This window comes from Streptomyces sp. NPDC060000, from assembly GCF_042737375.1.
Classification (GTDB): Bacteria; Actinomycetota; Actinomycetes; order Streptomycetales; family Streptomycetaceae; genus Streptomyces.
Genome location: NZ_JBHWUU010000066.1, coordinates 13,677 through 38,089, shown reverse-complemented (window position 1 = coordinate 38,089; position 24,413 = coordinate 13,677). Strand labels below are relative to the sequence as shown.

The following is a 24,413-nucleotide window of genomic DNA, read 5'->3' as shown; positions in this document are numbered from 1 at the left end:
GGGTGCCCCCAGCCGCGTAGCCGGGATCGCCACGTACACCCGGTACGAAGGCGCCCCGCCGCTTGCGCTCGCGGGCACCGGACGCCGCGAGTCCTGCCCGCCGGAGGGGCGGCGCCCTATCGAGGTCTGGACCTAGTCGGTCCCGTCCTCCTCCGCCAGCACCCGCTGGGCCGTCGCGAACGCCGAGTTCGCCGCCGGAACCCCGCAGTAGACGGCCGTCTGGAGCAGGACGGCGCCGATCTCCTCGGGCGTGAGTCCGTTGCGCCGGGCCGCCCGCACATGCATGGCCAGCTCGTCGTAGTGGCCGTGTGCCACCAGCGCGGTCAGCGTGATCATGCTGCGCTCGCGGCGGCTGAGCGTGGGATCGGTCCAGATCTCACCCCAGGCGTAGCGCGAGATGAAGTCCTGGTAGCGCGCGGTGAATGCGTTCTGCCGGGCTTGCGCCCGGTCCACGTGCGCGTCCCCGAGCACCTCGCGCCGCACCTCCATGCCCCGCTTCGCCGCGCCGTCGAGATGGGTGCGCAGCACGGTCAGCACGGCCTCGGGGCACTGGGCGGGTGCGAGGTGCGAGGCGCCGGGGAGCTCGACCAGCGCGGCGCCCGGCACCGCGTCCGCGATCTCCCGCAGATGCGCCGGCGGCGTCGCCGGATCCTGGCGCCCCGCGATCAGCAGGGTCCGTACGGCGATCTCCGGCAACCGCTCGCGCAGATCGAACGCGCCCAGCGCGTCACAGCACGCCGCGTAGGCCTCCGGGTCGACGGCGCGATGGTCGGCGACCAGCTCCGGCACGGTGAACCCGGGCGTGAACCAGCGGGCGTTCGCGTTCCCGGCGAGTTCCGCGAGTCCCTCGCGGCGCACCAGCGCGGCCCGCTCCTCCCACGGCCCGGACCCGTTGAAGTGGGCCGACGAGCAGATCACCGCCAGTGACGACACCCGCTCCGGGTGGTGCAGCGCCAGATGCAGACCCACCGCGCCGCCCAGGGACACGCCCGCGTACGCGAACCGCGCCAGGCCGAGCGAGTCGGCCAGCGCCAGCACCAGGGCGGCGAGGTCACCCACGGTGGCTCCGGGACCGATGAGGTCGGCCGCCGAACCCCCGTGCCCGGGCAGGTCCCAGCGGACCACCCGGTGGGTGGCGGAGAGCTCCGGGGCGACCTTGTCCCACAGGGCGTACGAGGTGCCGAGCGAGGGCCCGAGCAGCAGCGGGGGAGCGGAAGCCGGCCCCTCGATAAGGTGGTTGAGCAGCTTCTCGGTCAACGTCGCTCCAGCGCACGGTCGGTGAGGCTCCCGGCGGAGCCGGTGTAACGGGCGGGGTCGGTGAGGTCGTCGAGGTCGACATCCTTCAAGTCGGGCTCACCGGAGAGGAGTTCGCCCAGCGGACGGTCCTCGGCGTAAGCGCGCCGGGCCAGCTCGGTGAGCAGTTCCCTGGCGCGGGCGCGGCCGAGCGCGGCCGACAGTTCGGCGGACAGCCGCTCGGAGACGATCAGCCCGTGGGTGACATCGAGGTGCGTACGCATCGCGTCCGCGTTCACCCGCAGCCCCTCGGTCAGCTCGGCCGCGTCCCGGGCGGCCCCGCCGACCAGTCGCAGCAACTCCCTGAGCGGCTCCCACTCGGCGTGCCAGGCCCCGGCCGGCCGCTCGTCCTCCGCCACCAGCGACCCGTAGAGCGTGGCCGCGAGCTGCGGGGCGCGCCGGGCCGCGGCCGCGATCAGCGTGGACCGCACCGGGTTGGCCTTGTGCGGCATGGCCGAGGAGCCGCCGCCGCTGCCTTCCGTCACCTCGGCGATCTCGGTGCGGGCGAGGGTCAGTACATCCGTCGCGACCTTGCCCAGCGCGCCCGCCGCGATGGCCAGACAGCCGGCCAGGTCGGCGATCGGCGTGCGCAGCGTGTGCCACGGCAACAGGGGTACCCGGAGCCCGAGTTCACGGGCGAACGCGGTGGGCAGCGCGGTCGCGTCGGTGGCGCCGTACGCGGTGAAGGCCGCCAGCGTCCCGGCGGCGCCGCCGAGTTGGGCGGGCAGTGAGTCGCGCACCGCCGTCGTCCGGTCCCGCGCGTCCAGCACCAGCGACCGCCAGCCGGCCGCCTTCAGACCGAAGGTCGTCGGCACGGCGTGCTGGGTGAGCGTCCGGCCCGGCATCGGCGTGTCGCGGTGTTCGGCGGCCAGTCGGGCCAGCGCCCGCTGGACCCGGTCGAGGTCGGCCAGGAGGATGCCGAGGCTGCGTACCGCGACCAGCATCGTCGCCGTGTCCATGATGTCCTGGCTGGTCGCGCCCCGGTGGACGTACGAGCCGTACTCCTCGCCGACCGCCTTCGTCAGGTCGGTGACCAGCGGGATCACCGGGTTCCCGCCGCCACGGGCCCGCTCGGCGAGGGAGCGCGGGTCGAAGTCGCCGTCGTCGGCCGCCGAGGTGACCGCCGCTCCGGCTCCCCGCGGGGCCAGCCCCAGCGACTCCTGGGCGCGGGTCAGTGCGGCCTCGGCGTCGAGCAGCGCCCGCAGGTAGGCGTTGTCGCCGGTCGCGGACGCGGCGGCGGAGCCGGTCCACCCGGGGGCGAGCAGACCGGCGTCGTCGAGGGCAGGTGTCACTGGAACTCCAGGAAGACCGTTTCGCCTTCGCCCTGAAGGCGGATGTCGAAACGGTAGGTCCCCAGTTCGCCGCGCGTGGCGACGAGCGTCTCGCGGCGCGCCGGGCCCACCCGTGTCAGCAGCGGGTCGGTGGTCAGCGCGGCCTCGTCGTCCGGCAGGTAGATCCGGGTGAACAGGTGCACCAGCAGCCCGCGGGCGAACACACAGACGCTCAGGTACGGGGCGCTGTGCCCGCGCTTGCCCGGCCGCAGCGTCCGCGCCGACCAGTGTCCGTTGGCATCCGTCTGAACGCGGCCCCAGCCGGTGAACTCCACGCCGTTGCGGCCGAGGAAGCCACCGCTCGACGCGTCGCGCCGCATCGAGCCGTCGACCCGCGGCACATTGCCCGCGGGGTCCGGACCCCACAGCTCCAGGAACGCGTCCGGCAGCGGGTTGCCCTCCCCGTCGTACACATGGCCCTGGAGCGCGATCGTGTCCGGGTGGCCGAGCGGGGCGATGTCACCGCCGCCGGGGAACGGCAGGGCGTGTCCGTAGAACGGGCCGACCGTGTGCGACGGAGTGGGCAGCACGCTGTCCGGACGGCTTGTGTCGATCTTCGTCATGGCAGGTCAGCGTCCTTCTTCGAGCCAGGTGGCGCGCGGCCCGTCGAGCACGATGTCCCAGTGGTAGCCCATGGAGAACTCGGGCACCGACAGGCTGTGGTCGTACGTGGCGACCAGTCGCTGCCGGGCCGCGTCGTCCGTCACCGACTGGATGATCGGGTCGTACGGGAACAGCGGGTCGCTCGGGAAGTACATCTGCGTCACCAGCCGCTGGGTGAACGCCGTCCCGAACAGCGAGAAGTGGATGTGGGCCGGTCGCCAGGCGTTCAGGTGCTGACGCCACGGATAGGGGCCCGGCTGGACGGTGGTGAAGTGGTAGGAACCGCTGTCGTCCGTCAGGGTGCGGCCGACGCCCGTGAAGTTCGGGTCCAGCGGAGCGTCGTGCTGTTCGCGCTGGTGGGCGTAGCGGCCCGCCGAGTTGGCCTGCCAGATCTCGACCAGCTGACCGCGGATCGGCCGCCCGTCACGGTCCAGCAGCCGGCCGGAGACCGTGATCCGCTCCCCGATCGGCTCACCGTGGTGCTGCCGGGTGAGGTCGTTGTCGATCTCGGTGATGTCCCGTTCGCCGAAGGCGGGGGAGACCAGCTCCACCAGCTCCGGGTCCTTGGTCACGTCGATGGTGACCGGCGGCTGCCGCGGGTGGCGCAGCACCGACGAGCGGTACGGCGCGTAGTCGCGGCGCGGCTGGTGCTCGACGGGCGCGCCGTCGGCGATCCGCTTCTCGTAGGCGGCGTGCTCGGCCGCGATCTCCTGGTCGATGTCGGCTTGCGTGAGAGTCATGGGAGTTCCCGGAATTCCTAACGTTCGAGGACGGGGGCGAGGCCCTGGCCCACGCCGATGCAGAGGGTGGCGCCCCTGACGCCGCCGCCCCGTCGGGAGAGCTGGTGGGCGACCGTGCCGGCGAGCCGGGCACCATAGGCGCCGAGCGGACGACGGAGGGCGACGCCGCCGCCCTGCGGGTGGAGGACCGTCGGGTCGGACTCGGGCCACCCGGCCACCCGACCGGGCGCCCGGGCCGCGAAGGCCTCGTTCGGCACGCCGTTCCGCCCGGATCCACCCACCGCCGGGGACGCGCAGTCCGGCACCTCGGCCACCGCCTCCAGGGCCGTGGCGACCACCTCGTCCATCCGTGAAGCCCCATCCCGTCAGTGCCCCTCGGCGTCAATTAATCAGGGCACTGACTAATTCTTCGAGGCCCCTCACACGCTGCCATCGAGGGGTGGAGCAGTCAAGGCCCCAGGCGAGAGGTCTGTGCAGGGTCACTCGGGCGCGAGACTCGGTCGGCCGCACGCGCTATCGTTCAGTGCACCAATGAAATCTCGGGTTGAATCTCACGTTGCATCCCACGCTGAGGAGCGCACATGGCCGCGGTGGACCTCACCAGCCACCCCGGGCACCTGGCCCGGCGGCTCCAGCAGGCGCACTACCTGCTGTGGAACACGATGGTCTCCGAGGAGATCACCTCGCCGCAGTTCGCGGTCCTCAACGCGCTCGTCGCCGAGCCGGGCCTCGATCAGCGCACGGTGGGGGAGCGGGTGGGCCTCGACCGCTCCACCATCGCCGAGGTGATCGGCAGGCTCACCCGCCGGGACCTCCTCGACAAGGTCCGCGACCCGCAGGACGGGCGCCGCTTCCTGCTGGGACTCACCGACGAAGGACAGCGCACCCACCGCAGGCTGACCGTGCGCACGGCCCGGATGAACCAGGTCTTCCTGTCCCCGCTCTCGGCCGCGGAACAGACCCTGTTCCTCGAGCTCATCCAGCGGGTCTCGGACGCGGCCGAGGGGCTGCGCAATCCGGGGGAAACCCTGGGGCCGCGCAATCCGGGGCAGGCCCTGGTCGCCCCGTCCTGACCGCGGGTCTTCCGTCCTGACCGGGTGTTCCCGTCCTGGCCAGGTGCCCCGTTCAGGCCGGGTGTCTCCCGTCGAGGTCCCTGTCCGGGCCCTCGTCCGGGCCCTTGTCCGGACGGGCGCGCCGGTCACGGCGTCTGTGCGAACACCACCCACACCTGGCCCTGGGCGAAGACGGCCGGACTGCCGTCGCCGGCCGAGAACTCCGTGCCGTCCGCGGCCGTCGGCCGCTTCCAGTTCACGTCGTACGCCCGCCCGTCACGCAGCACCCGCGCCTTCCCCGTGCCCACCGTCTCGGTGTACGGCGTGTTGTTGCCGAGGAAGTCGTGGAAGCCCGACGCGCGCACCCTCACGTACTGCACGACCACCGTGGCCGGGGCCACCCGCTGCCCGTCGGCCGTCACGGTGGGCGCGCCGTCCGTCGAGACCAGCCAGCGCGCCAGGCCGGCGGACCACGTGAAGGTGAAACGGGCCGCCGGGTAGCGCACGGTCAGCGAGGGCTCCGCCGTACCGCCGGAAGGCGCGGCGCCGTAGCGGAACCCGGTGGTGAGCGCGGCTGCGCCCGGCGCGGAGGGCAGCAGGCGGCTCGGGCGCAGGAAGAGGTTGTGCGGTGCGGCCCGGTCGGAGCCGCGGTAGTAGGCGCCGGACGACTCCTCAGGAGTGACGGCATCCAGCGGCGCCCGGTCGATCAGTGGCAGCAGCTTGCCCTGCGCGCCGGAGAACGCCAGCACCGGCTCGTGGAACTGGCGCAGCAGCTCCAGATCGGACTCGCGGGCGCTGCGCACGGGGCCGACGGCCTTCGGCAGCTTGGTCGCGTAGACGGCCATCAGCCGGCTCAGCCCGCCCTCGACCTGCTCGGCGTACACGATGTCCGCGGAGTCGAGGCCGGTCTGCGGCCGGGCGTCGGGCGCGTTGTCGATCTTCACGGCGAGCACGGAACCGGCGACCGCGGTGGGGCCGGTGCCGCTCGGGCTCGGCTTCACCGACGGACTGCGGCCGTCGTCCGGCGAGGGCTCGCGGCTCGTCGTGCAGCCCGCCGCGAGGGATATCGCGAGTGTGGTGGCCAGCAGCGCCGCGACCACCGCGGAGTGTGTGGCGCGCACGGCGTTCACCGCGCGCGCCGGACGTCTCGAACGCCTCGTGCCCATCGTGGTCACCCCCGTTCCGTGTCTCGATTGTGCGCTCGGCCGTTCGAAAGTGGCTATGCGTGCCGGTGAGCGCGGGCGCGGGCGCCAACATGGACGTGGACGGACGTGGACGTAGCACGAGAGCGGGGGAGGGTTGCAGCAGGCAGCAGGCAGCAGGCAGCAGGCAGCAGGCAGCAGGGAGCAGGTGCGGGCGGCGAGTGGGCAGGCAGCGGGCCGTGGTCGTCGCGGTTCGGGGTCGGGCGGCCCGGGTACCCGGGCCGCAGCCAGGCCCGGTGATCCGGACCCGCCGGGACGTACGGGCCGGCGGAGGGAGCGCGGCACGATGAAGGCAGTTACCTGGCAGGGCAAGCGGGACGTACGGGTGGAAACCGTTCCGGACCCGAAGATCCAGGAACCGACGGATGCCGTCATCCGCATCACGTCCAGCGGCCTGTGCGGCTCCGACCTGCACCTGTACGAGGTGCTCACCCCGTTCATGACCCCGGGCGACATCCTCGGCCACGAGCCGATGGGCATCGTCGAGCAGGTCGGCGCCGCGGTACCCGACCTCAAGGCCGGCGACCGGGTCGTGGTGCCCTTCCAGATCGCCTGCGGCAACTGCTGGATGTGCCTGAACGCGTTGCCCACCCAGTGCGAGACCACCCAGGTCACCGGCGAGGGGATGGGCGCCGCCCTGTTCGGCTACACCCGCCTGTACGGGGCGGTGCCCGGAGCCCAGGCCGAGTATCTGCGGGTCCCGCAGGCCCAGTTCGGGCCCATCAAGGTGCCCGAGGGACCGCCCGACGACCGCTACGTCTATCTCTCCGACGTGCTCCCCACCGCCTGGCAGGCCGTCGCCTACGCCGACATCCCCGAGGGCGGCAGCGTCGCCGTGCTCGGCCTCGGCCCCATCGGCGACATGGCCTGCCGCGTCGCCCAGGTGCGCGGCGCGGGCCGGGTCTTCGGTGTGGACCTGGTCGGTGACCGGCTGCGCCGGGCCCGTGCGAGGGGCGTGGAGACGTACGACCTGCGCAGCTTCGACAGCGAGAAGGAGCTCGTCGCCGCGATCCGTGACGAGACCGACGGTCGCGGCCCCGACGCCGTGATCGACGCGGTCGGCACCGAGGCGCACGGCAGCGCGGTCGCCCGTATGGTCCAGAACGCCTCCGCGATGCTGCCGCGCGCACTGAGCGGCCCGCTCGCGGAACGCTTCAGTGTCGACCGGCTCGCCGCCCTGCACACCGCCATCGAACTGGTGCGACGAGGCGGCACGCTGTCCCTGGTCGGCGTCTACGGCGGCATGGCCGACCCGCTGCCCATGCTCACCATGTTCGACAAACAGCTCCAGATCCGCATGGGCCAGGCCAATGTGCGCCGCTGGGTCGACGACATCCTGCCGTACCTCACCGACGAGGACCGGCTCGGCGTCGACGACTTCGCCACCCACCGTGTCCCGCTGACGGAGGCCCCGCAGGCCTACGAGACGTTCCAGCACAAGCGGGACGGCGCGGTGAAGATCCTGATGACGCCGTGAAACCGGTCGTGGCTCCGGCGGGACGCACGACACGGGTGGTGGTGGCTCCGGCCGACCGCACGGAACCGGTGGTGGCTCCGGCGGGACGCACGACACGGGTGGTGGCTCCGGCGGGACGCTCGGCACCGGTGAGGGTTCACGCCCGGGGCGGCGGCCCGAGGATCTCGCCGAGGTCGTAGCGCACCGGTTCCTCCAGCTGTGCGTACGTGCAGCTGTCCGCGGTGCGGTCGGGGCGCCAGCGGCGGAAGCGAGCGGTGTGCCGGAACCGTGCCCCGTTCTCCAGGTGGTCGTACGCCACCTCGGCCACCCGCTCGGGCCGCAACGGCACCCAGGACAGGTCCTTCTTGCCCGACCAGCGGCTCGGCGCCCCGGGCAGCCGTGCCGACTCGTGGGCGGCCTCGTCCGACCAGGCCGCCCACGGATGACCGGACGCGTCCCGCATGCGCAGCGGCTCCAGCTCCCCGATCAGTTCCGCGCGGCGCTTCATGGGGAACGCGGCGGACACGCCGACGTGCTGGAGGACGCCCCGGTCGTCATGGATGCCCAGCAGCAGCGAACCCACCACAGGCCCGTTCTTGTGCAGGCGGTATCCGGCGACGACGACGTCCGCGGTGCGCTCATGCTTGATCTTGAACATGGCGCGTTCGTTCTGGAGGTAGCGCAGGCTGAGCGGCTTGGCGATCACGCCGTCCAGGCCCGCGCCCTCGTACTCCTCGAACCACTGCCGCGCCACCTCGATGTCGGTCGTCGCCGGTGCCACGTGCACGGGTGCCGTCACCCCGGCGAGGGCGCCGGTCAACAGCTCACGCCTGTCGCTGAGCGGCACGTCGAGGAGCGGCCGGTCGGCGAGCGCCAGCAGGTCGAAGGCGACGAACGACGCCGGGGTCCGCTCGGCGAGCGTGCGCACCCGGGAGTCCGCCGGGTGGATGCGCTCCGTGAGGGCGTCGAAGTCGAGCCGCCCCTCCCGGGCGATCACGATCTCCCCGTCCAGCACACACCGCTGCGGCACCCGCTCCCGCAACGCTTCCACCAGCTCGGGAAAATACCTGGTCAAGGGCTTTCCGGTGCGGCTGCCCAGCTCGATCTCGGCCCCGTCGCGGAACGCGATCGCCCGGAAGCCGTCCCACTTCGCCTCGTACTGCATGCCGGACGGAATCGCCGCCACCGACTTGGCGAGCATCGGCTTCACGGGCGGCATCACCGGCAGATCCATGCTCCGACTCTACGAGTCGTCCATGGTGTCCGCTCGCTATGCGATTCGGCCGCCGTAGTCCGGCGCTCCTGCGGTTTCCCGCTGTTTCGGGGCCGGACTGTGAGACGAGTGTGAGACCGAGCCCACCGTCGAGGCGGCCCGCACCGAGCGGGCCGCCCCCCGGGCGGCGTCCAATGCCGCCGGATTCATCCGCCGGGCCACCGGCCGCACCCTCACCTTCGACGCCACCGGGACCCGCGTCATCGGCAGCATCCGCCGGACGGAGTTCCACCGGTGAACAAGCCCTGCGTCAGCCTGGCCGCCATCGTCTCCGAACCGTCAGACCTCGAAGTCGCCATCCGCGTCGCCCAGCAGCTCCTCGACAGCGAGAGCGTCCTGTCCCTGCGCCCGGGATCTCCGCGAACGCGGTCCCGCGGTTCTGCCTGAAGGTGATGAACCATCAGGCCAACGACATGGTCCTCGGTACGGGCGCCTACAGGTCCGGCATCAAGGCCACCATGTTCAGCCGCTCCGACCGTGGGATCTGCTGGATGTCCGGCGAGGGCGACGACCCGCGCATCGTGTCCTGCGCGTCCGTCGACGTGCCCCGGCGCCGAACGGATCGTGTCCCGGGCCCGGAAGATGCGGGAGGAGTACGGCAACGTCACCGGCCACGCCATCGGCGAGGGCCCCGCCGAGACGGCCGGCCTCGACGTCCTGGCCGACGTCCTGAAGTCCGTGGGTGCCGACGAGAAGGCCGTGTGGTGCGAGCGGATCGCCTCCCGCCTCGCCGAGCTGCGTCCCGACGTCCACGGCGAGTGGAAGGGCGAGAACGTACCCGACGAACTACGACCCGCCGATCCTCGAGAAGCTGCCCCGCTCGCTCTTGCACACCTTGCCCAGCAAGGTCAGGACTTCGGCGGCCGAGAAGTAGGGACGGCCCTGGGGAGCGGTGAGTTGCACCGGTGGTCCGATCCACGCCAGAGAAGAAGAACGACCGAAGCTCCTGCAGACAACGCGCCCATGGAGTCCGACTCAAAGCGCCGCATTCAAGATGAAAATGACCTCTCCAGACCCCGCGAACATTGGCAGTGCAGGAACCGGAGCCCTCTTGGGGCCTGGCCTGCTTAGGGGCGGTGGAGGAAGGATTGGCCCTGGGGCCGGAGGTCCTCTTGGAGGTTCGAGGCGGCGGGGTAGCTGTTCACGTACCTCGAACGAGCGGACCGGCCCAGGTCGGAGCTTGATCGCTGCGGGGTTCGCCAGCGGTAATCCTCATTGCGCTGAGGTCTGATTTCTCGTCACGTGAACCATAGCCGAGCTCAGAGCTAGAATTCGAGGAAACTCTGTGGGAATCCGCTCCCTCATGCCTGTGCTACCCAAGACGCGGGCGCCCCGGGCCGAAGCCTCCGGGGCGCCCGCGAACCGTGCGGCCAGGCTGCTCGTGCCTCTGACACTGATCAACACATTCGGCAACGGTCTGTTCCGGGTGAACAGTGCGCTGTTCTTCACGCACGTCGGGGACATGACGGCGGGCCAGTTCGGCACAGGCCTGGCTGCCGGCGGCGTATGCGGCATCCTCGCGTCCGTGCCCTTCGGCCGGGCTTGCGACCGCTGGGGTGCCCGCCGTGTGCTGATGATCCTCTGGTCCGCGGAGGCCGTGGGGATCTTGGGTTATACGCAAGTTCATTCGTTCTGGCTGTTCCTCATGCTGATCTGCCCGATCACCGCGGTGGATCGCGGGTCAGTGGTCGCGTACCGGGCACTGCTGGCGACAGCGCTGCCACGGGACGGTGTGGTCAAGGCGCGGGCGAAGCTTCGAGCACTGGCGAATGTCGGGGTCGGGCTCGGCGCGGGCGTCGGCGGCCTTGCGCTCGCCGTGAACACGGCTACCGCCTACTTTGCCGTCATCGTCGTTGACTGTCTGACCTTCGTCGTCGCAGCGGCCATGCTGGCCGGCCTTCCGATCGCCCGGGCGACCGCCGCCGCAGCCACCGGGCAAGACAGCCGACGCTCGGGCGTGCTACGAGATCGGCGTTATGTTCTGTTCAGTGCGATATGCACTGTCCTGGCGCTTCAGTTCGGCATTTTCGAAGTCGGCCTGCCGTTGTGGGTGGTCCGCGACACGAGCGCACCGCGGGAGATCGTGGCGGTGGCGCTCGTGATGAACACAGCCCTCGTCGCCTTGCTCCAGGTTCGCCTCAGCAGAGGTACCGAGGACAGTGCCGGCGCGATCCGGGTCGGCGAGCGCGCCGGATGGCTGTTGGCCCTGGGCTGCGCAGTCTGCGTCGCGTCACGATCCGGGTCGGCGATCGCGGCGACTGTCCTGGTCCTGGGCGCGACGCTGGTCATGACGATCGCCGAGGTGTACTTCGCGGCCTCGAGTACCACGCTGAGCTACAACCTCGCACCCGACAACCAGGCCGGCGCCTACCAGGGCCTGTTCCAATCAGGGACATCCACAGCGACATCGCTTGCACCGGTGGTGATGACAAGCGGCGTACTGCAGTTCCCGGTATGGGGCTGGTTGACCCTCGGCGCGGTCTTCGCCATCGCCGGGACTTCGCTCCGCTGGATCGACCCGGGCAAGGCCGAGTAGATGGCTGCGTGCAGCGCCGACGGTCGCGCGTCCGCGGCCAACATCGGCCTGGCTGTGTCGGCGTCGCTGAACCAGAACGTCGGGACCCGCCGGTAGCCGTGCGGCAGCAGGCCTGCCGGCAGAAGCTCCTGCCGGGCATCGATGGCATGTGAGCAGCTTGCGAATCCGCGTGCGGCACTCAGCCTCAGCCATTGCCGGTAGGGCCACGCGCCCGGCGCCGTGGCCCACCGCAGCGCATGCTCGACCGTGAGGGGCCCGGCGCCTTCCCCGTCCGGGCTGTCGGCAAGCCGGATGCCGAGCTTGCCCGGCTCGTCCAGCTCGAACCCGAATGAGCGGCGCGGCGCCAGAAGTCGCCGGCGGCCTTGCGCAACGATGGCACGGTCACTTCGTTGCCGACACGAGCCCGTGGGCCACGGCCGTACCAGCAGCGTCAGCGCGGCCGGGTCCACCTTCGCCGACCTGCCCGAACCCGCCGCGCCGAGAACGCCGCCCGCAACCTCGGATCCGCCCGGGCATCCCGCCTACGAGCAGATGACGCTTCGCCTCGCATTATCAGCAGTCGACGACACCTCGGCGAATCGGACATGCCGCCGTGGTTCGCCCTCTCAGACCGCCCTACTCGCCTTCGCCTCTGCCCCAGAGATAGCCCATCTGCATCCGGTTGTGTGCCTCGAGCTCTCGCTTCATGGTGGCGATGTGACCCTGCAACGACCGCTCACTGATGCCGAGCCGCCGAGCTATCTGCTTGTCCGAGTAGCCGTTGATCAGCAGGCGCTTGATCGAGTCACGCATTGCGGGCACGACTTCCTTTGCTGCCATCGCTGCATAATTCGGGACGAACGGGAAGGGCTTTGCTCGATCCCACGACCTGTTGAACATGTCACGGAGAAAGCCGACGACGGCCGGCTCGCTCACCGCGACCGCAGAGGTGCGGTCTGCGTTCGCCGCGATGAAGGCGACGTCGTCCACGATGATCAGGCGGTCGAAGAACTCGTCGAGCGTCCGGACCGAAGCTCCGAGGCTTATTGCCTTTTGGACATACTCTTTTGTCGCCTCGTCGAAACGCGTCGTGTGTTGATAGAGAGTACGCATGACGACGCCGGCGGCTAAGTGACGCCGCACGCTTTCCAGGGCGTCGTCAAGAACTTCCCTCGGGCGAGGGCCGTCCGGCTGCGCGGTAAGAATTTCCCGCCGGGAGCCAGACAGGGCGTCATCGATGGCCTGAGCGATGGCGGATAGGCCGTGAATTTCGCGGACATCCGAGTTCCTGCTGGTGGCTGTGTGCGACACGTCGTGCAGTCGGCTGGCCTGCTCATCGACGAGTCGGCTCAAGTCCGTCAAGTGTTTGGCCATTCGCCGGGCGAACTCTCCCGGCTTCGTCAGAGCGTTTGGCTGAACAGCGTGTCGACCATGACTCTCAGTGCCTGCCTCATCACTCATAGTGACTGGCCCTGCCGCGAGCCCTTCCCATTCTTCTTCTATGTCCATATTGAACCCCCGTGAAGATCGGCAGTGCGTGAACCGGAGCCATCTTAGCGTCTGGCCTGATCGGGGGTGGTGCAGGAAGAATTGGCCGCAGGTCAGAGCTTGATTGCCGCCGGGATATTCGTGTACTGAATTGATGGAAACGAATGGAAAAGTTGGGCGAGGCGCGAATGTGCTGTTCTGTCTCGACTGTGATCGTCGGCTTTGCTGCAGGCCAGGCGCGCATTCACTCGAATGGGGTGCGTGAACAGCTACCGAGATAGCTGGGGCCAAGCCGATCTTCTACCTCGCGCCCAATGGGTTGCGGTGAATGGATAAATGCATCATGCATGTTCGTGTAATCTTGACTCGTATGAAGCGCACCGTACGTGTCGCGTTCGTCGGCAGCATCGCTGGTGTGGCAGTGGCGACAGCTATTGGGTGCGGCTCGTTCTCGCCGTCCGTCACTCCGGCGTCTGCGGTCGGTGCAAGTGTGGTACTGGCCGACGATGTCGGCTGGAATAGTGTGACGCTCTCCGCACCCTGACCGCGCGGAGAGCGCGGCGGGTTCCCGCTGCCCGATGCGCCGGAGCGCGAGAAGCCGCCGCTCCGCCGAGTGGATTGTTGCCCATCGACTTCGGGGGACTTCTCGGAGTGCGCGTGCCGGTCTACTTTCAGTTCTCCGTCAATGGTGGCTGTGGACGGCGGTAATCCTCAATGCGCTGAGGTCTGACTTCTCGTCACGTGAACCATGGCCGAGCTCAGAGCTAGAACTCGAGGAAACCCTATGCCTTATCGCGTCCTGGTGGTGCAACCCGCGTTCTCCGCGAACGCCTATATCACTCATGCCCGTTCTCTCAATTGGGACGTCGTGGTGGCCTCCTATGAGGCCGAAGGCCGAAGAGTCGCCGAGTCCGTGCGATCTGCCGCGACAGAGATGATCATGACGGATACCAACTCCGGGGATGTCCTGGAGGCTGCCGTCGTCCAATCCCACCAGCGGAACGCCATTCATGCTGTTGTCGCCGGCGGCGAGTACTACGTGCCTGCAGCCGCCCGGCTGTCCGCCCGGCTGGGGCTGCCCGGTCTGGCCGGCACGGCCGTGGACCAGGTCCGGCACAAGGCGAGGATGCTCGAGGCGGTGGCTGCGGCCGGCCTGCACGTACCGAGGTTCACTGTGATCCGTGAGCTGGCGGAACTCGATGCAGCATGTGCTTCCGTGGGCTTCCCCGCAGTCATCAAGCCGGTCGATTCCGGCGGGAGCGTTCACGTGTCGCGCGTCGACTCTTTCGAAGAAGCACGCCTGGCGGTGTCTGCGATCCACGCCGAGGAGGGACTCGAGTTCGACCGGCCGCTGACCGCCGACGTGATGGTCGAACAGTACGTGGCTGGAACGGAGTACAGCGCCGACGGCTACGTCAGCAGCGGCGAAGTCACCGTTGTGGCGGTGACGCGGAAGCTGCTCGGTCCCGAGCCTCGGTTCCTGGAGCTGGGGCATCTCACGCCCGCGCCGCTCGACGAGGCTGTCCGCCACGAACTCGCGTCGTACGCCGCGGATGTCGTCAGGGCGGTGGGGATCACGACGGGGCCTTTCCACTGCGAACTGCGCCTCAGTGAGGGGCGCCCCGTACTTATCGAGGTGGCCGCGCGCCTGCCCGGCGGCAAGATCACCGAACTCATGGAGATGGTCACCGGCCTCAGGCTGCCCGGAAAGGTCCTCGCGGACATCACAGGCGCGGATCCCCAGAGCGCGGCGGCGCATGGCGAGCCGGTCGCCAAGGCGACCGGAATTCGTTTCCTGACCGCGGGCGGCGCAGGTTCGTACGCGCGGCTCGAAGGCTGGGACGAGCTGACGTCTGAGCCGTGGGTGGTGGGGGGCCACGTCCTCATCGAACCGGGCGCCAGCATCAAGACCGATGAGACGGACTACAGCTGTCGGATCGCGGCCGTCGTCTTCACCGCGGACTCCCCGGAAGAGGCGCTCGAGCGCTGGTCCGAGATCGGTGACCGCGTACGCGTGGTCAGCACCTGACACAGAAGGAAGGATCGAACATGAACCCCCTGCGCCTCCACTGGTGCTCGCCGCCCGACACGGGACAGGCGAAGCCCACGGATCCTTACAATATGGGCAAGCTCGACATGGGGGAAGTCAGGGACTTCGTCCAGGAGGCCGATGAACTCGGCGTCGACAGCCTGTTGTTCGGGATCTCCAAGCGACTTCCCGATCCGATCCCGGTGATCGGGGCGCTTTCGCAGGTCACTGATCGTGTCAGGTTCATGCTCGCCTATCGGCCAGGCCTGATGGCGCCGCCGCTCTTCGCGCAGGTCGTCAATACTCTCTCCTGGATGACGGACGGGCGCATCGCCCTCAACATCGTGTCCGGAACCTCTCCGGCGGAGCAGGCCGGATACGGCGATTTCCTCAACCATGACGAGAGGTACGCGCGCTGCAACGAGTTCCTGGAAATCCTCCGGGGTCTCTGGGAGGGCGAGTCACCGCTGAGCTACGACGGGCAGCACTACATGCTCAAGGACGCGGAGCTCGGCCTCGGATACAGCGGGGGAGTGCGGCCGCGGATCTACCTCAGCGGGGCGTCGGCCGTGGCGCAGCAGACCGCGCTGGCCTTGGGGGACTGCTGGCTGCGCTACGGAGACACCCCTGAGGCGCTGGCACAGGCCAGCCGGCCGCTCGTCGAGGGCGGGTGCCGCGTGGGTACCCGCATGCACGTGCTGGCCCGTCCCACCCGCGAGGAAGCCGTGGCGGAGCTTGCCGAGCTCGTGCGCAATCCGAACGAGGACCACAAGGAGTGGGTCCGCCAGGCGCTCAGCACCACCGACTCCGAGGCGGTGACGTCCTCCTACAAGTTGGCGAACTCCGCGGTCGACGAATGGCTCTCGCCCTACATCTGGACGGGTGCCGTGGCCTACCGCGGGGGTCCGGCCCTGTGCATCGTCGGGAGCTATGAAGAGGTGGCCCAGTACATCTACAGCTACAAGGCCGCGGGTATCAGTGAATTCATCTTCTCGGGGTGGCCGACCCGGGACGAGATGAGGAACTTCTTCACTCATGTGGCTCCCTTGATCCGACGTCTTGAGGCAGAGGCGTCCTGAGCAAGCAGGGCGACCACCTGCGCGCTGCCCGGACCGTAGCCAGGCAGCCGTGCAATCTCGCGAAACGAAGCCCTGCGGTGCTCGCCACGAATACGTGTGACGAACCGAAAGAAGCGATCGAGTTCACCCCGCGGACGGTGCCGATCAAGGCCGGCGCCGCAGTGACGGAGCAGCGTGGCTGTTCACGTACCCCACCCGACTGAATTGCGCGTCTGACCTGCGCCAAAGCTGGCGATCGCATACGTGAACAGCTACGGAGGAGTAATCATGCACATTGTCGTCATCAACCGGTGGCCGAGGTTCCAGGAGGGGCCGCGCTGGGACTTCTCGATGGGCCGCTTCGAGGAGCTCATCGACCATGAGCGGCACCAGGTCAGTTACGTGGTCGACGCGGTCGGCGCCACCGGAGTCCTTGCCGATCCCGAGCAGATCGCCGACCTGGTCGAGGTCGAAGACCTCAACGACTTCGAGGCAGTTCGCGGAGCGGTTCAGAAGACCACCGACCACGTCGGCCCGGTCGACCGGCTCGTCGCCGTGTCGGAGGCCACGCTCGGTATCGCGGCCGAAGTTCGCGCGGCACTCGACATCCCCGGTCCGCGACCCGAGGACGTGGCGCTCTACCGGAACAAGCTGCGGATGAAAGAAGCCGTGGCGAAGGCTGGTGTCCGCGTGCCTCGGTTCGCTTCCTGCGACAACGCCGAATCCGCAGTGGACTTCGCGCGGGTGCTCGGGTTCCCACTGATACTCAAGCCGCTGTCCGGCGCGGGGAGCAGGGGGGTGCACCGCATCGAGGACGAGGCCACGCTCACGACGCTGCTGGATCAGATCGACACCGGGGACTACGAACTCGAGGAGTTCATCGACGGGCCGATCTACCACGTGGATGGGTTTGTCGGCGAGGACTCACAGATCCCGTTCATGGCGGTGTCCCGCTACATCGGCGACTGCCTCGCCTTCGAGGCCGGCCGGCAGCCGCTCGGCTCGGTCGTCCTCCAGGACTCCCCGCTGCGCGACCGTGTGCACGAGTTCGCCCGGCAGTGCGTGTCGGGTCTGGGCATGAGCTCCATGCCGTTCCACCTCGAGCTCTTCGTCACGGCCGAGGGGGACCTGGTGTTCCTGGAGATCGCGGGCCGGATCGGCGGGGCCGAGGTGCCGTACCTCACGGACAAGCTCTTCGGGGTCAACCTCTTCGAGCTCTGGCTGGACGCCCTGTGTGAGGGCGGGGCGACGGTCCCGCCGCAGACGGGCGACCCGTCCGGCGGCTGGCTGATCATCCCGAAGCCCGCCGGACTGCCGGCCGAGGTCGTCTCGGTGACCTCCATGCGGGACCACTTCGCCACGATCTGGCGGGAGTTGGTACCGACCCCCGGCGAGGTGATGCAGCCCGGCGGCAGCTACGACGCGGTGCACAGCGGGCGGTTCATCCTCACCGGCGACGAGTTGGCCGTGGCGGAGGACATCCGGAAGATCGTCGCCGATTTCCGGATCGAAACCGCTCCGGTGCCGCAGTGAGGAATCCCGGACCGGGCCCCGCCCGGCCGAGCACAGCGGAAGCGACGATTGCCGCCCGGGAGGAGACGCTTGCGGGCACGGTCGCGGACCGACCGCTGCCGAAAAGCGGTGGGGGCCGCACCACACCATCAGGGGCCGTCGGTTGCTTCGGCCCACCAGAAAAAATTCACGAGCTGCTCCGCGGGGGAACTTGATGGACGTCGGTTCTGTACGCTTCAGCGAACTCTTTGGCTCGTTCCCGACTCCGATCGCCATCGTCACGGCAATGGACGGAGCGGGTGAGCCGCACGGCTTCACCAGCAACGCCGTCTGTTCGGTGTCGGCGGCGACGTCGACGCTGCTGGTCTCCGTCGGCAAGGGGTCCCGCACGTTGCCGGCGATTGTTTCGTCGCAGGCGTTCGCGGTGAACTTCCTCTCCTCGTCCGCGCGTGACGCCTCGCAGGTGTTCGCTGGCAAGGCCACGGACAAGTTCGCACATGTCGAATGGCGCCCCTCGGCCGTTGCCGGAGGCGCTCCGCTGCTCACCGAAATCGCACTCGGCATTGCGGAATGCAGGGTTGAGAATGCGATCGAGGTGAGTGACCATTGGCTTTTCGTAGGCCGGGTGGAAGGCGCTGAGACCTTCCACCGCGAGCCACTTCTCCACCGTCGGGGCGACTACGGTGTCTGGTCGCCGCTGAACGAGTTTTCCACTGCCTAGTGCGACGTTCGCACCCGATTCTCCTGATTCGACAGGCAGTCCCTTCCCGAAAACATATCGACATCTCGACTTCCTCCTGTCGGCGATGGAAGCAGAAGGGTTCTACATGAATATCGGGGCCGTAGACCACATCGAGTTCTACGTCGGAGATGCCCAGCAGTCCGCGTTCTACCTCTGCACCGCTTTCGGCTTCCGTATCTGCGGCCAAGTCGGCCCCGAGACCGGACAGGCCGACCACCGCTCGCTGCTGCTGCGCCAGGGCGGCATCGAGGTCGTCCTCACCTCCGCCCTTAACCCCACCCACCCAGCCGCTTCCTACGTGATGCAGCACGGTGACGGCGTCGCCAACATCGCGTTCGAGGTCGACGACGCCACCCGTGCCTTCGAGCTGGCAGTCGAGCGGGGCGCCGTCGCCGTCGAACAGCCCACCGTCCACAGCAAGGACGGCACCGAGGTGGTCACCGCCGCGGTCCTGGGCTTCGGTGACGTGGCCCACCGGTTCGTCCAGCGCACCGGCGACCGCAAGCAGTTCCTGCCCGGGGTGATGGACATCATCGCCGCGGACCCCGAGGCGGGCGAGGAGCTGCTCAGCACCGTGGACCACGCGGCGATCTGCCTGCCCGCGGGCCAACTGCGCCCCACGGTCGCGTTCTACGAGCACGTCTTCGGCTTCTCGCAGATCTTCGAGGAGTTCATCGAGGTCGGTTCCCAGGCGATGGACTCCAAGGTCGTCCAGAGCCCGTCCGGCAAGGTCACCTTCACCCTGATCGAGCCGGTCACCGACCGCCAGCCCGGCCAGATCGACACCTTCCTCGCCCGCCACGGCGGCGCCGGCGTCCAGCACGTGGCGCTGCTCTGCGACGACATCGTGGGCACCGTGCAGACCCTGGAGCAGCGGGGCGTCACCTTCCTGCAGACGCCGGGCTCCTACTACGACCAGCTGCAGGAGCGCTTCGAGCGCTCCGCGCTCGCGATCGAGGACCTGCGCCGGACCAACGTCCTCATCGACGAGGACCACTGGGGCCAGGTGTTCCAGATCTTCACCCAGTCCCAGCACGTGCGGAAGACGTACTTCTGGGAGGTCATCGACCGGCACGGCGCCCGCACCTTCGGCAGCGGCAACATCAAGGCGCTCTACGAGGCGGTCGCCCGCGAGAAGGTCGTCTCCTGACCCGGCTCAGGGCGCCGTCCATCCACCGAACTACCGATCTGTAAGGAAGAGCATGACCACCGAGGCCATCCAGACCTTCGCCCTCACCGACGAGGAGCGCGCGCTGCTGCCGACCGACGAGGACGTCGCCTTCTACGCGGAACACGGCTGGTACCTGTCGAAGAAGCTGTTCACCGACGAGGAGATAGAGCAGCTGGAGGCCGCCAGCGAGCGCTTCTACGCAGGCCATCGCGACCGCACCCTGCCGGTCCGCCCGCCCAAGCTGGCCTACTGGGAGCCGGAGAAGGGTGACGTCCAGCGGCACAACGACTACATCCACTACGAGGACGACACCATCGGCCGGATCCTGCGCAAGCCGCTGCTGGGCGCGGTCGCCGCACGCCTCGCCCAGGCCGAGCAGATCCGGGTGTTCCAGTCGACGCTCATCTACAAGCCCCCGGCGGCGCAGGAGCAGTCGAACATCGTGCCCTGGCACTTCGACCGCCACTACTGGTCTACCTCCACCTCCGAGCGGATGCTGACCGCCTTCATCCCCTTCCACGACTGCGGCGAGGAGATGGGCACCATCACCATGGTCGACGGCAGCCACCTGTGGAAGGAGACCGCCGACAACGACGCCACCTCGCTGCACTTCGCCGAGCGAGACCGCTCCGAGCTGGACCAGATGCTGGAGGAGAACGCGGCGTTCAACGGCGTGGAGGTCACCAAGATCCCGGTCACGATCCCCAAGGGGCACGTCAACTTCCATCACTGCCGCACCTACCACGGCAGCGGTGCCAACGTCAGCGACCGTCCGCGCCGCGCGATCTCCTTCCACCTGCAGGACGGCGAGAACCACTACCGCGAGTTCCTCCGCTCGGACGGCACCCAGGTCGGCTACAACCACGACGTGCTGGTGCGCCGCACGGCCGAGGGCACTCCCGACTACAGCGACCCCGAGTACCTCCCGCTGCTGTGGAGCGACCACTGATGCGTAGTGCCGCGGTGGTCGGTACCGGGTTGATCGGCACCTCGATCGCCCTGGCCCTGCGTGGCCGGGGCGTGACCACCTACCTGATCGACACCGACCCGGAGGCGGCGCGCACGGCCGCCGAGCTCGGGGCAGGCATCGCGGGCAGTCCGCGTGAACCGGTCGACCTGGCGGTCATCGCGGTACCACCGCAGTACGTTGCAGCGGCCCTCAGAGAACACCAGCATCGGGCGCTGGCACATGACTTCACGGATGCGGCCAGCGTCAAGGAGCAGGTCCAGCAGGAGGCGGCCCGGACCGGCTGTGACCTGACCCGCTTCGTCGGAGGTCATCCCATGGGTGGCCGGGAGCAGTCGGGTCCGCTGGCCGCGAGCGCTGACCTGTTCCACGGTCGTCCCTGGGTGCTCACTCCGGCCCCGCAGACCCGGGCGCAGACGGTCGAACGCGCGTGGAACCTGGCTGAGCTGTGCGGGGCCAGGCCGGTCGTGATGACCCAAGCGGAGCACGACCAGGCGGTCGCGCTGGTCTCCCACACCCCGCATCTGGTGTCGAGCCTGCTCGCGGCGCGTCTGCTGCATGGCGAGCAGTCCCAGCTCGGGCTCGCAGGACAGGGACTCCGTGACGTGACCCGCCTCGCCGGAGGCTGCGTTGAACTGTGGACCGACATTCTGGGCACGAATGCCGTGGCCGTCGCCGACGTCCTTGCGGAGTTCTCCCACGACGTGGCGCTGATGGTCGACACATTGCGCACACTGGGCACCGCCCGGAAGCCGGAGCAAGGCAGTGCCTCAAGGGATCGGCTCGCGTCGGTCCTGCTCCGCGGCGTGCAGGGAAGGGCTCGGATCCCCGCGTTCAGCACGGACGAAGCCGGCCCGAGCCGGACTTATGCAACCGTACCGGGAGGGGTGTGAGGGATGGCTCAAGTTGGAGCGCCACCAGATCGGGCCCTGTTGCTCGCCGACCTGCACGGCTCGCTCAGTGCCCCGGTCCTCGACGCGATGACCTTCCTCAATGAGGTCGTCGGCCGCTTCCCGGACGCGATTTCCTTCGCTCCGGGCCGGCCGACCGAGGGCGGCTTCGAACCCGAGGACCTCGCACGCCATCTACAGACCTACACCACGTACCTCGAGAAGGAACTCGGCTGGTCACGTGATCAGGTGCGGACCCAGTTGTTCCAGTACGGCCGTACCAGCGGCATCATCCGTGAACTGATCGCCAGGACGATCGCCAACGACGAGGGAATACAGGTCCCGCCGGAAGCGATCGTGGTGACGACGGGTTGCCAGGAGGCGTTGCTCCTCACCCTGAGGGCGCTCTTCGCCAGGCCCGAAGACACTCTGCTGGTCAGTTCACCTTGCTATGTGGGCGTTACCGGTGCGGCCCAGCTCTTGGGCATCCGAGTGCGCCCCGTGCCTGAAGGCCCCGCCGGACCCGATCCGGAAGCCGTGCTCGCGGCTGTCCACGCCAGCAGGCAGGCAGGCGAAAACCCCCGGGCCTTCTACGTGGTCCCGGATTTCGGTAACCCCTCGGGAGCGAGCATGAGTCCGGCGGCGCGGAGGCGTCTGCTCGAGTTGGCCGCTGACGAAGACTTGCTTGTCCTGGAGGACGACCCCTACGGGTTCTTCGTCCGGACCGGATCAGCCCGCCCGACACTGAAGGCCCTCGACCACAGCCGCCGTGTGATACTCCTGGGCTCCTTTGCCAAGACCGCGCTTCCTGGAGCCCGTGTGGGCTACATCATCGCCGACCAGGAGGTCGTGGGCCCAAACGGCAGACGCACGATGCTCACGGACGAACTGTCGAAGATCAAGAGCATGACCACGGTGAATACCTCGGCCATCAGTCAGGCCGTCATCGGCGGGCTGCTGGTCGAAAGCGACTGTCGGCTTCGCACCGCGAACTCTCACGCTGTCGCTCACTACCGCACCAACATGGACACGCTGCTCGACGAGTTGGAGCGGCACTTCCCCGCGGCGCGCCGGGCTGAGGCCCGAGTCCGCTGGAACCGTCCCGACGGCGGCTTCTTCGTCGTCGTCGACGTCCCTTTCGTCGCCGACCACCGGGCTCTCGAGCTCTCCGCACGGTGCTTCGGGGTGCTGTGGACCCCGATGTGCGACTTCCATCTGGACGGCGGCGGCACTCATCAGTTGCGTTTGTCGTGCAGCTCACAGAGCCCGCGAGAGATCACCGAGGGCGTTGCGAGGTTGGCCGACTTCATCACCGCGCAGACAACCGGCACAGCCGGTTAGTACTGATGGTGCGTCAGTTATGCGGGCTTCTGGCGGCGTACCCGACCTGCGGAAACGCGGAAGTCCGGCTGTAGTACCAGGCCCAACGGCACATGCGCGCCAGCGACCCGCCCACCGCACGGAGAATGGAGAATACAAGGGTGCCGAATCTGGACGCTTACGAGGCTGCGGCCAAGGAGCGGCTGCCGAAACCGGTCTGGGACTTCCTCGCAGGCGGCAGCGGCACCGAGTCGATGCTGACGGCGGGCCGGGAAGCCTTGGACCGGATTCAGTTGCGGCCGCGCTGCCTCGTCGACGTCTCTCGCTGCGACTCCTCAACCGCCCTACTGGGTACCGAGTTGGCGGCTCCATTGGGTATCGCTCCCATGGCCTACCATCGGCTCGCCCACCCTGAGGGCGAGGTGGCAACGGCGCGCGCCGCGGGCGCCGCGGGCGTGCTGTTCACGGTGAGTATGTTCGCCAGCCGGACTCTTGAGGACATCGCCGCCGCGGCCAGCGGCCCCTTGTGGCTCCAGCTCTACTGGCTCAAGGACCGCGGGGCGATGACGGATCTGATCCGCCGGGCCGAGTCCGCCGGCTATCGGGCGCTGGTGCTGACCGTCGACGCACCCAGAGTCGCGTTCCGCCCGCGCGATGCCCACAACCAGTTCGTGGTACCGCCTGATGTGCGAGCGGTCAACATCTCTCCGGAGGTCATGGCCGCTTCCCACCGGAGCCTGAACGGGCAATCGGCTGTCGCACGGCACTCGAGGGAGCAGTTCGACGCCTCGATCACCTGGGAGGACCTTGCCTGGCTGCGTGGAGTGACGTCTCTGCCGGTGGTGCTGAAGGGTGTGCTGACCGGCGAGGACGCCGAACTGGCAGTCAAGAACGGCGTTTCGGGGCTGGTCGTCTCCAATCACGGCGGCCGACAGCTCGATTTCGCCAAGAGCGCTCCGGAGTGCCTCACCGAGGTGGTGGACGCTGCGGGAGGGAGATGCCAGGTCATCCTTGACGGGGGGATCCGGCACGGCGCAGACGTGGCCAAGGCCCTGTGCATGGGCGCGGACGCGGTCATGATCGGACGTCCGGTTCTGTGGGGGCTGTCGCATTCCGGTGCCAAGGGAGTCGCGGGCGTCCTACGACTGCTTATTGACGAGTTCGAGGAAGTCATGGCCTTGACGGGTGCGCCGTCCGTCGCCGATTTCGGACGGTCGGGAGTCTCCTACCGAGGCTGATTCACAGCTCCGAACGGACAGTTGTTACGTTGACGCGTCGATGACGGCACCGGAACGCCGACCGACCGGGGGTATTCGCCCAGGCTTGACAGGGACACCGCCAGAGCTCGACAGCAGCCTCTCCGACCGAGTGAAGACCGGTTCGAGGCACCCGAGCGTCAGGCGGTGGTCGGGCATCCAGCCGTGCAGCGACAGCACCGGGCTCTATCCCAACCTGCCGGGCATGGGAGCCTCGCCCGCGCCCGCCTCCATGTCCAGCTCCGACGACATGCTTCAGGCGGTCGACGGCCTCTTCCAGACCGAGATCGGATCCGAGCGGTTCCTGCTTGTCGACGAGTCATTCGGTGGCTACCTCGCGCGGGCGCTGACCCGCCGTCGCGCCGACCAGATGCTGGGGCCGGCCCTGATCTGCCCCATCGGCACCGCGCTCGAGCGCACCGAGCGCACCGAGCGCACCGAGCGCAGGCTCCCACCGGATGCGGTGCTGCGCCCCGATCCGGACCTTCTCGCCGGTCTCGAACCGCGCAGCGCCG

The 24,413-nt window shown here is 68.8% G+C and carries 20 protein-coding genes and 2 pseudogenes; 14 read left to right on the top strand and 8 right to left on the bottom strand.

The genetic code is table 11. From position 1 onward, the window contains the following. Positions 1–132: 132 nt before the first annotated feature. The 5 genes and pseudogenes from pcaD to ACFWBB_RS30060 all read right to left on the bottom strand — a co-directional run. Positions 133–1,257, bottom strand: a complete 1,125-nt coding sequence (gene pcaD, locus ACFWBB_RS30080; RefSeq protein ID WP_385278575.1) for a 3-oxoadipate enol-lactonase — start codon at positions 1,255–1,257, stop codon at positions 133–135. Continuing rightward, positions 1,254–2,585 carry a 3-carboxy-cis,cis-muconate cycloisomerase gene (pcaB, locus tag ACFWBB_RS30075; RefSeq protein WP_385278573.1) on the bottom strand — a complete coding sequence of 444 codons (1,332 nt, stop codon included), beginning with the start codon at positions 2,583–2,585 and terminating at the stop codon, positions 1,254–1,256. The genes pcaD and pcaB overlap by 4 nt, the downstream gene beginning before the upstream one ends. Beyond that, positions 2,582–3,187 (bottom strand): protocatechuate 3,4-dioxygenase subunit alpha, encoded by a 606-nt coding sequence (gene pcaG / locus ACFWBB_RS30070; RefSeq protein WP_385278571.1) that lies wholly within the window; start codon positions 3,185–3,187, stop codon positions 2,582–2,584. Before pcaG ends, pcaB begins: the two co-directional genes overlap by 4 nt. A gap of 6 nt (positions 3,188–3,193) precedes the next feature. Beyond that, positions 3,194–3,967: a protocatechuate 3,4-dioxygenase subunit beta gene (pcaH, locus tag ACFWBB_RS30065; protein WP_385278569.1), complete on the bottom strand. Its 774-nt coding sequence runs from the start codon at positions 3,965–3,967 to the stop codon at positions 3,194–3,196. A 17-nt stretch (positions 3,968–3,984) separates the two neighbouring features. Next, positions 3,985–4,218: pseudogene (locus tag ACFWBB_RS30060) on the bottom strand (3-oxoadipyl-CoA thiolase); the annotation flags it as partial. Positions 4,219–4,548: 330 nt separating this feature from the next. Here ACFWBB_RS30060 and ACFWBB_RS30055 point away from each other — a divergent pair. Next, on the top strand, positions 4,549–5,040 hold the full coding sequence (locus tag ACFWBB_RS30055) for a MarR family winged helix-turn-helix transcriptional regulator (protein ID WP_385278567.1): 492 nt from the start codon (positions 4,549–4,551) through the stop codon (positions 5,038–5,040). 125 nt (positions 5,041–5,165) lie between these two features. Here ACFWBB_RS30055 and ACFWBB_RS30050 read toward each other — a convergent pair whose 3' ends face one another. Beyond that, positions 5,166–6,140: a DUF3048 domain-containing protein gene (locus ACFWBB_RS30050; RefSeq protein WP_385278565.1), complete on the bottom strand. Its 975-nt coding sequence runs from the start codon at positions 6,138–6,140 to the stop codon at positions 5,166–5,168. 367 nt (positions 6,141–6,507) lie between these two features. On the opposite strand from ACFWBB_RS30050, the gene ACFWBB_RS30045 reads away from it, so the two are divergent. Then, positions 6,508–7,698, top strand: a complete 1,191-nt coding sequence (locus ACFWBB_RS30045) for a zinc-dependent alcohol dehydrogenase (RefSeq protein WP_385278563.1) — start codon at positions 6,508–6,510, stop codon at positions 7,696–7,698. Between the two features lie 136 nt (positions 7,699–7,834). Here the strand turns inward: ACFWBB_RS30045 and ACFWBB_RS30040 are convergent, their stop codons facing one another. Then, positions 7,835–8,911, bottom strand: a complete 1,077-nt coding sequence (locus tag ACFWBB_RS30040; protein ID WP_385278561.1) for an ATP-dependent DNA ligase — start codon at positions 8,909–8,911, stop codon at positions 7,835–7,837. A 273-nt stretch (positions 8,912–9,184) separates the two neighbouring features. Between ACFWBB_RS30040 and ACFWBB_RS30035 the strand changes: the two genes are divergently transcribed. The 3 genes and pseudogenes from ACFWBB_RS30035 to ACFWBB_RS30025 all read left to right on the top strand — a co-directional run bounded on the left by ACFWBB_RS30035 (position 9,185) and on the right by ACFWBB_RS30025 (position 11,486). Beyond that, the gene (locus ACFWBB_RS30035) at positions 9,185–9,337 is read left to right on the top strand and encodes a hypothetical protein (RefSeq protein WP_385278604.1); all 153 of its coding nucleotides are present in this window, start codon (positions 9,185–9,187) and stop codon (positions 9,335–9,337) included. Further along, positions 9,301–9,745 (top strand): annotated as a pseudogene (locus ACFWBB_RS30030) (cell division protein FtsK); the annotation flags it as partial. The gene ACFWBB_RS30035 and the pseudogene ACFWBB_RS30030, both read left to right, overlap by 37 nt. Positions 9,746–10,331: 586 nt before the next feature. Continuing rightward, the gene (locus ACFWBB_RS30025; protein WP_385278559.1) at positions 10,332–11,486 is read left to right on the top strand and encodes an MFS transporter; all 1,155 of its coding nucleotides are present in this window, start codon (positions 10,332–10,334) and stop codon (positions 11,484–11,486) included. Positions 11,487–12,101: 615 nt separating this feature from the next. Here the strand turns inward: ACFWBB_RS30025 and ACFWBB_RS30020 are convergent. Then, entirely contained in the window at positions 12,102–12,818 is a 717-nt protein-coding gene (locus ACFWBB_RS30020; RefSeq protein ID WP_385278557.1) for a LuxR C-terminal-related transcriptional regulator, read from the bottom strand. Between the two features lie 919 nt (positions 12,819–13,737). On the opposite strand from ACFWBB_RS30020, the gene ACFWBB_RS30015 reads away from it, so the two are divergent. The 9 genes from ACFWBB_RS30015 (at position 13,738) to ACFWBB_RS29975 (ending at position 23,880) form a co-directional block, all read left to right on the top strand. Beyond that, entirely contained in the window at positions 13,738–14,982 is a 1,245-nt protein-coding gene (locus tag ACFWBB_RS30015; RefSeq protein WP_385278555.1) for an ATP-grasp domain-containing protein, read from the top strand. Positions 14,983–15,002: 20 nt separating this feature from the next. Continuing rightward, positions 15,003–16,061 (top strand): LLM class flavin-dependent oxidoreductase, encoded by a 1,059-nt coding sequence (locus tag ACFWBB_RS30010; protein WP_385278553.1) that lies wholly within the window; start codon positions 15,003–15,005, stop codon positions 16,059–16,061. A gap of 267 nt (positions 16,062–16,328) precedes the next feature. Continuing rightward, on the top strand, positions 16,329–17,573 hold the full coding sequence (locus ACFWBB_RS30005) for an acetyl-CoA carboxylase biotin carboxylase subunit family protein (RefSeq protein WP_385278551.1): 1,245 nt from the start codon (positions 16,329–16,331) through the stop codon (positions 17,571–17,573). A gap of 193 nt (positions 17,574–17,766) precedes the next feature. Beyond that, on the top strand, positions 17,767–18,273 hold the full coding sequence (locus ACFWBB_RS30000; protein ID WP_385278549.1) for a flavin reductase family protein: 507 nt from the start codon (positions 17,767–17,769) through the stop codon (positions 18,271–18,273). Between the two features lie 85 nt (positions 18,274–18,358). Beyond that, a complete protein-coding gene (gene hppD, locus ACFWBB_RS29995; protein WP_385278547.1) occupies positions 18,359–19,444 on the top strand; it encodes a 4-hydroxyphenylpyruvate dioxygenase in 1,086 nt (361 codons plus the stop codon). A 52-nt stretch (positions 19,445–19,496) separates the two neighbouring features. Then, the gene (locus ACFWBB_RS29990) at positions 19,497–20,414 is read left to right on the top strand and encodes a phytanoyl-CoA dioxygenase family protein (RefSeq protein WP_385278546.1); all 918 of its coding nucleotides are present in this window, start codon (positions 19,497–19,499) and stop codon (positions 20,412–20,414) included. Then, on the top strand, positions 20,414–21,325 hold the full coding sequence (locus ACFWBB_RS29985; RefSeq protein ID WP_385278544.1) for a prephenate dehydrogenase: 912 nt from the start codon (positions 20,414–20,416) through the stop codon (positions 21,323–21,325). The genes ACFWBB_RS29990 and ACFWBB_RS29985 overlap by 1 nt, the downstream gene beginning before the upstream one ends. A gap of 39 nt (positions 21,326–21,364) precedes the next feature. Beyond that, complete coding sequence (locus ACFWBB_RS29980; protein ID WP_385278542.1) at positions 21,365–22,663, top strand: PLP-dependent aminotransferase family protein; 1,299 nt, start codon at positions 21,365–21,367, stop codon at positions 22,661–22,663. Positions 22,664–22,803: 140 nt separating this feature from the next. Further along, complete coding sequence (locus tag ACFWBB_RS29975; RefSeq protein ID WP_385278540.1) at positions 22,804–23,880, top strand: alpha-hydroxy acid oxidase; 1,077 nt, start codon at positions 22,804–22,806, stop codon at positions 23,878–23,880. Positions 23,881–24,413: the final 533 nt, after the last annotated feature.

Excerpts from the sequence above, each read along its gene's own strand:
- pcaG (WP_385278571.1), bottom strand. The coding sequence starts at position 3,187 with ATGACGAAGATCGACACAAGCCGTCCGGACAGCGTGCTGCCCACTCCG.
- pcaH (WP_385278569.1), bottom strand. The coding sequence starts at position 3,967 with ATGACTCTCACGCAAGCCGACATCGACCAGGAGATCGCGGCCGAGCAC.
- ACFWBB_RS30055 (WP_385278567.1), top strand. The coding sequence starts at position 4,549 with ATGGCCGCGGTGGACCTCACCAGCCACCCCGGGCACCTGGCCCGGCGG.
- ACFWBB_RS30045 (WP_385278563.1), top strand. The coding sequence starts at position 6,508 with ATGAAGGCAGTTACCTGGCAGGGCAAGCGGGACGTACGGGTGGAAACC.
- ACFWBB_RS30040 (WP_385278561.1), bottom strand. The coding sequence starts at position 8,911 with ATGGATCTGCCGGTGATGCCGCCCGTGAAGCCGATGCTCGCCAAGTCG.
- ACFWBB_RS30015 (WP_385278555.1), top strand. The coding sequence starts at position 13,738 with ATGCCTTATCGCGTCCTGGTGGTGCAACCCGCGTTCTCCGCGAACGCC.
- ACFWBB_RS30010 (WP_385278553.1), top strand. The coding sequence starts at position 15,003 with ATGAACCCCCTGCGCCTCCACTGGTGCTCGCCGCCCGACACGGGACAG.
- ACFWBB_RS30005 (WP_385278551.1), top strand. The coding sequence starts at position 16,329 with ATGCACATTGTCGTCATCAACCGGTGGCCGAGGTTCCAGGAGGGGCCG.
- ACFWBB_RS30000 (WP_385278549.1), top strand. The coding sequence starts at position 17,767 with ATGGACGTCGGTTCTGTACGCTTCAGCGAACTCTTTGGCTCGTTCCCG.
- hppD (WP_385278547.1), top strand. The coding sequence starts at position 18,359 with ATGGAAGCAGAAGGGTTCTACATGAATATCGGGGCCGTAGACCACATC.
- ACFWBB_RS29990 (WP_385278546.1), top strand. The coding sequence starts at position 19,497 with ATGACCACCGAGGCCATCCAGACCTTCGCCCTCACCGACGAGGAGCGC.
- ACFWBB_RS29985 (WP_385278544.1), top strand. The coding sequence starts at position 20,414 with ATGCGTAGTGCCGCGGTGGTCGGTACCGGGTTGATCGGCACCTCGATC.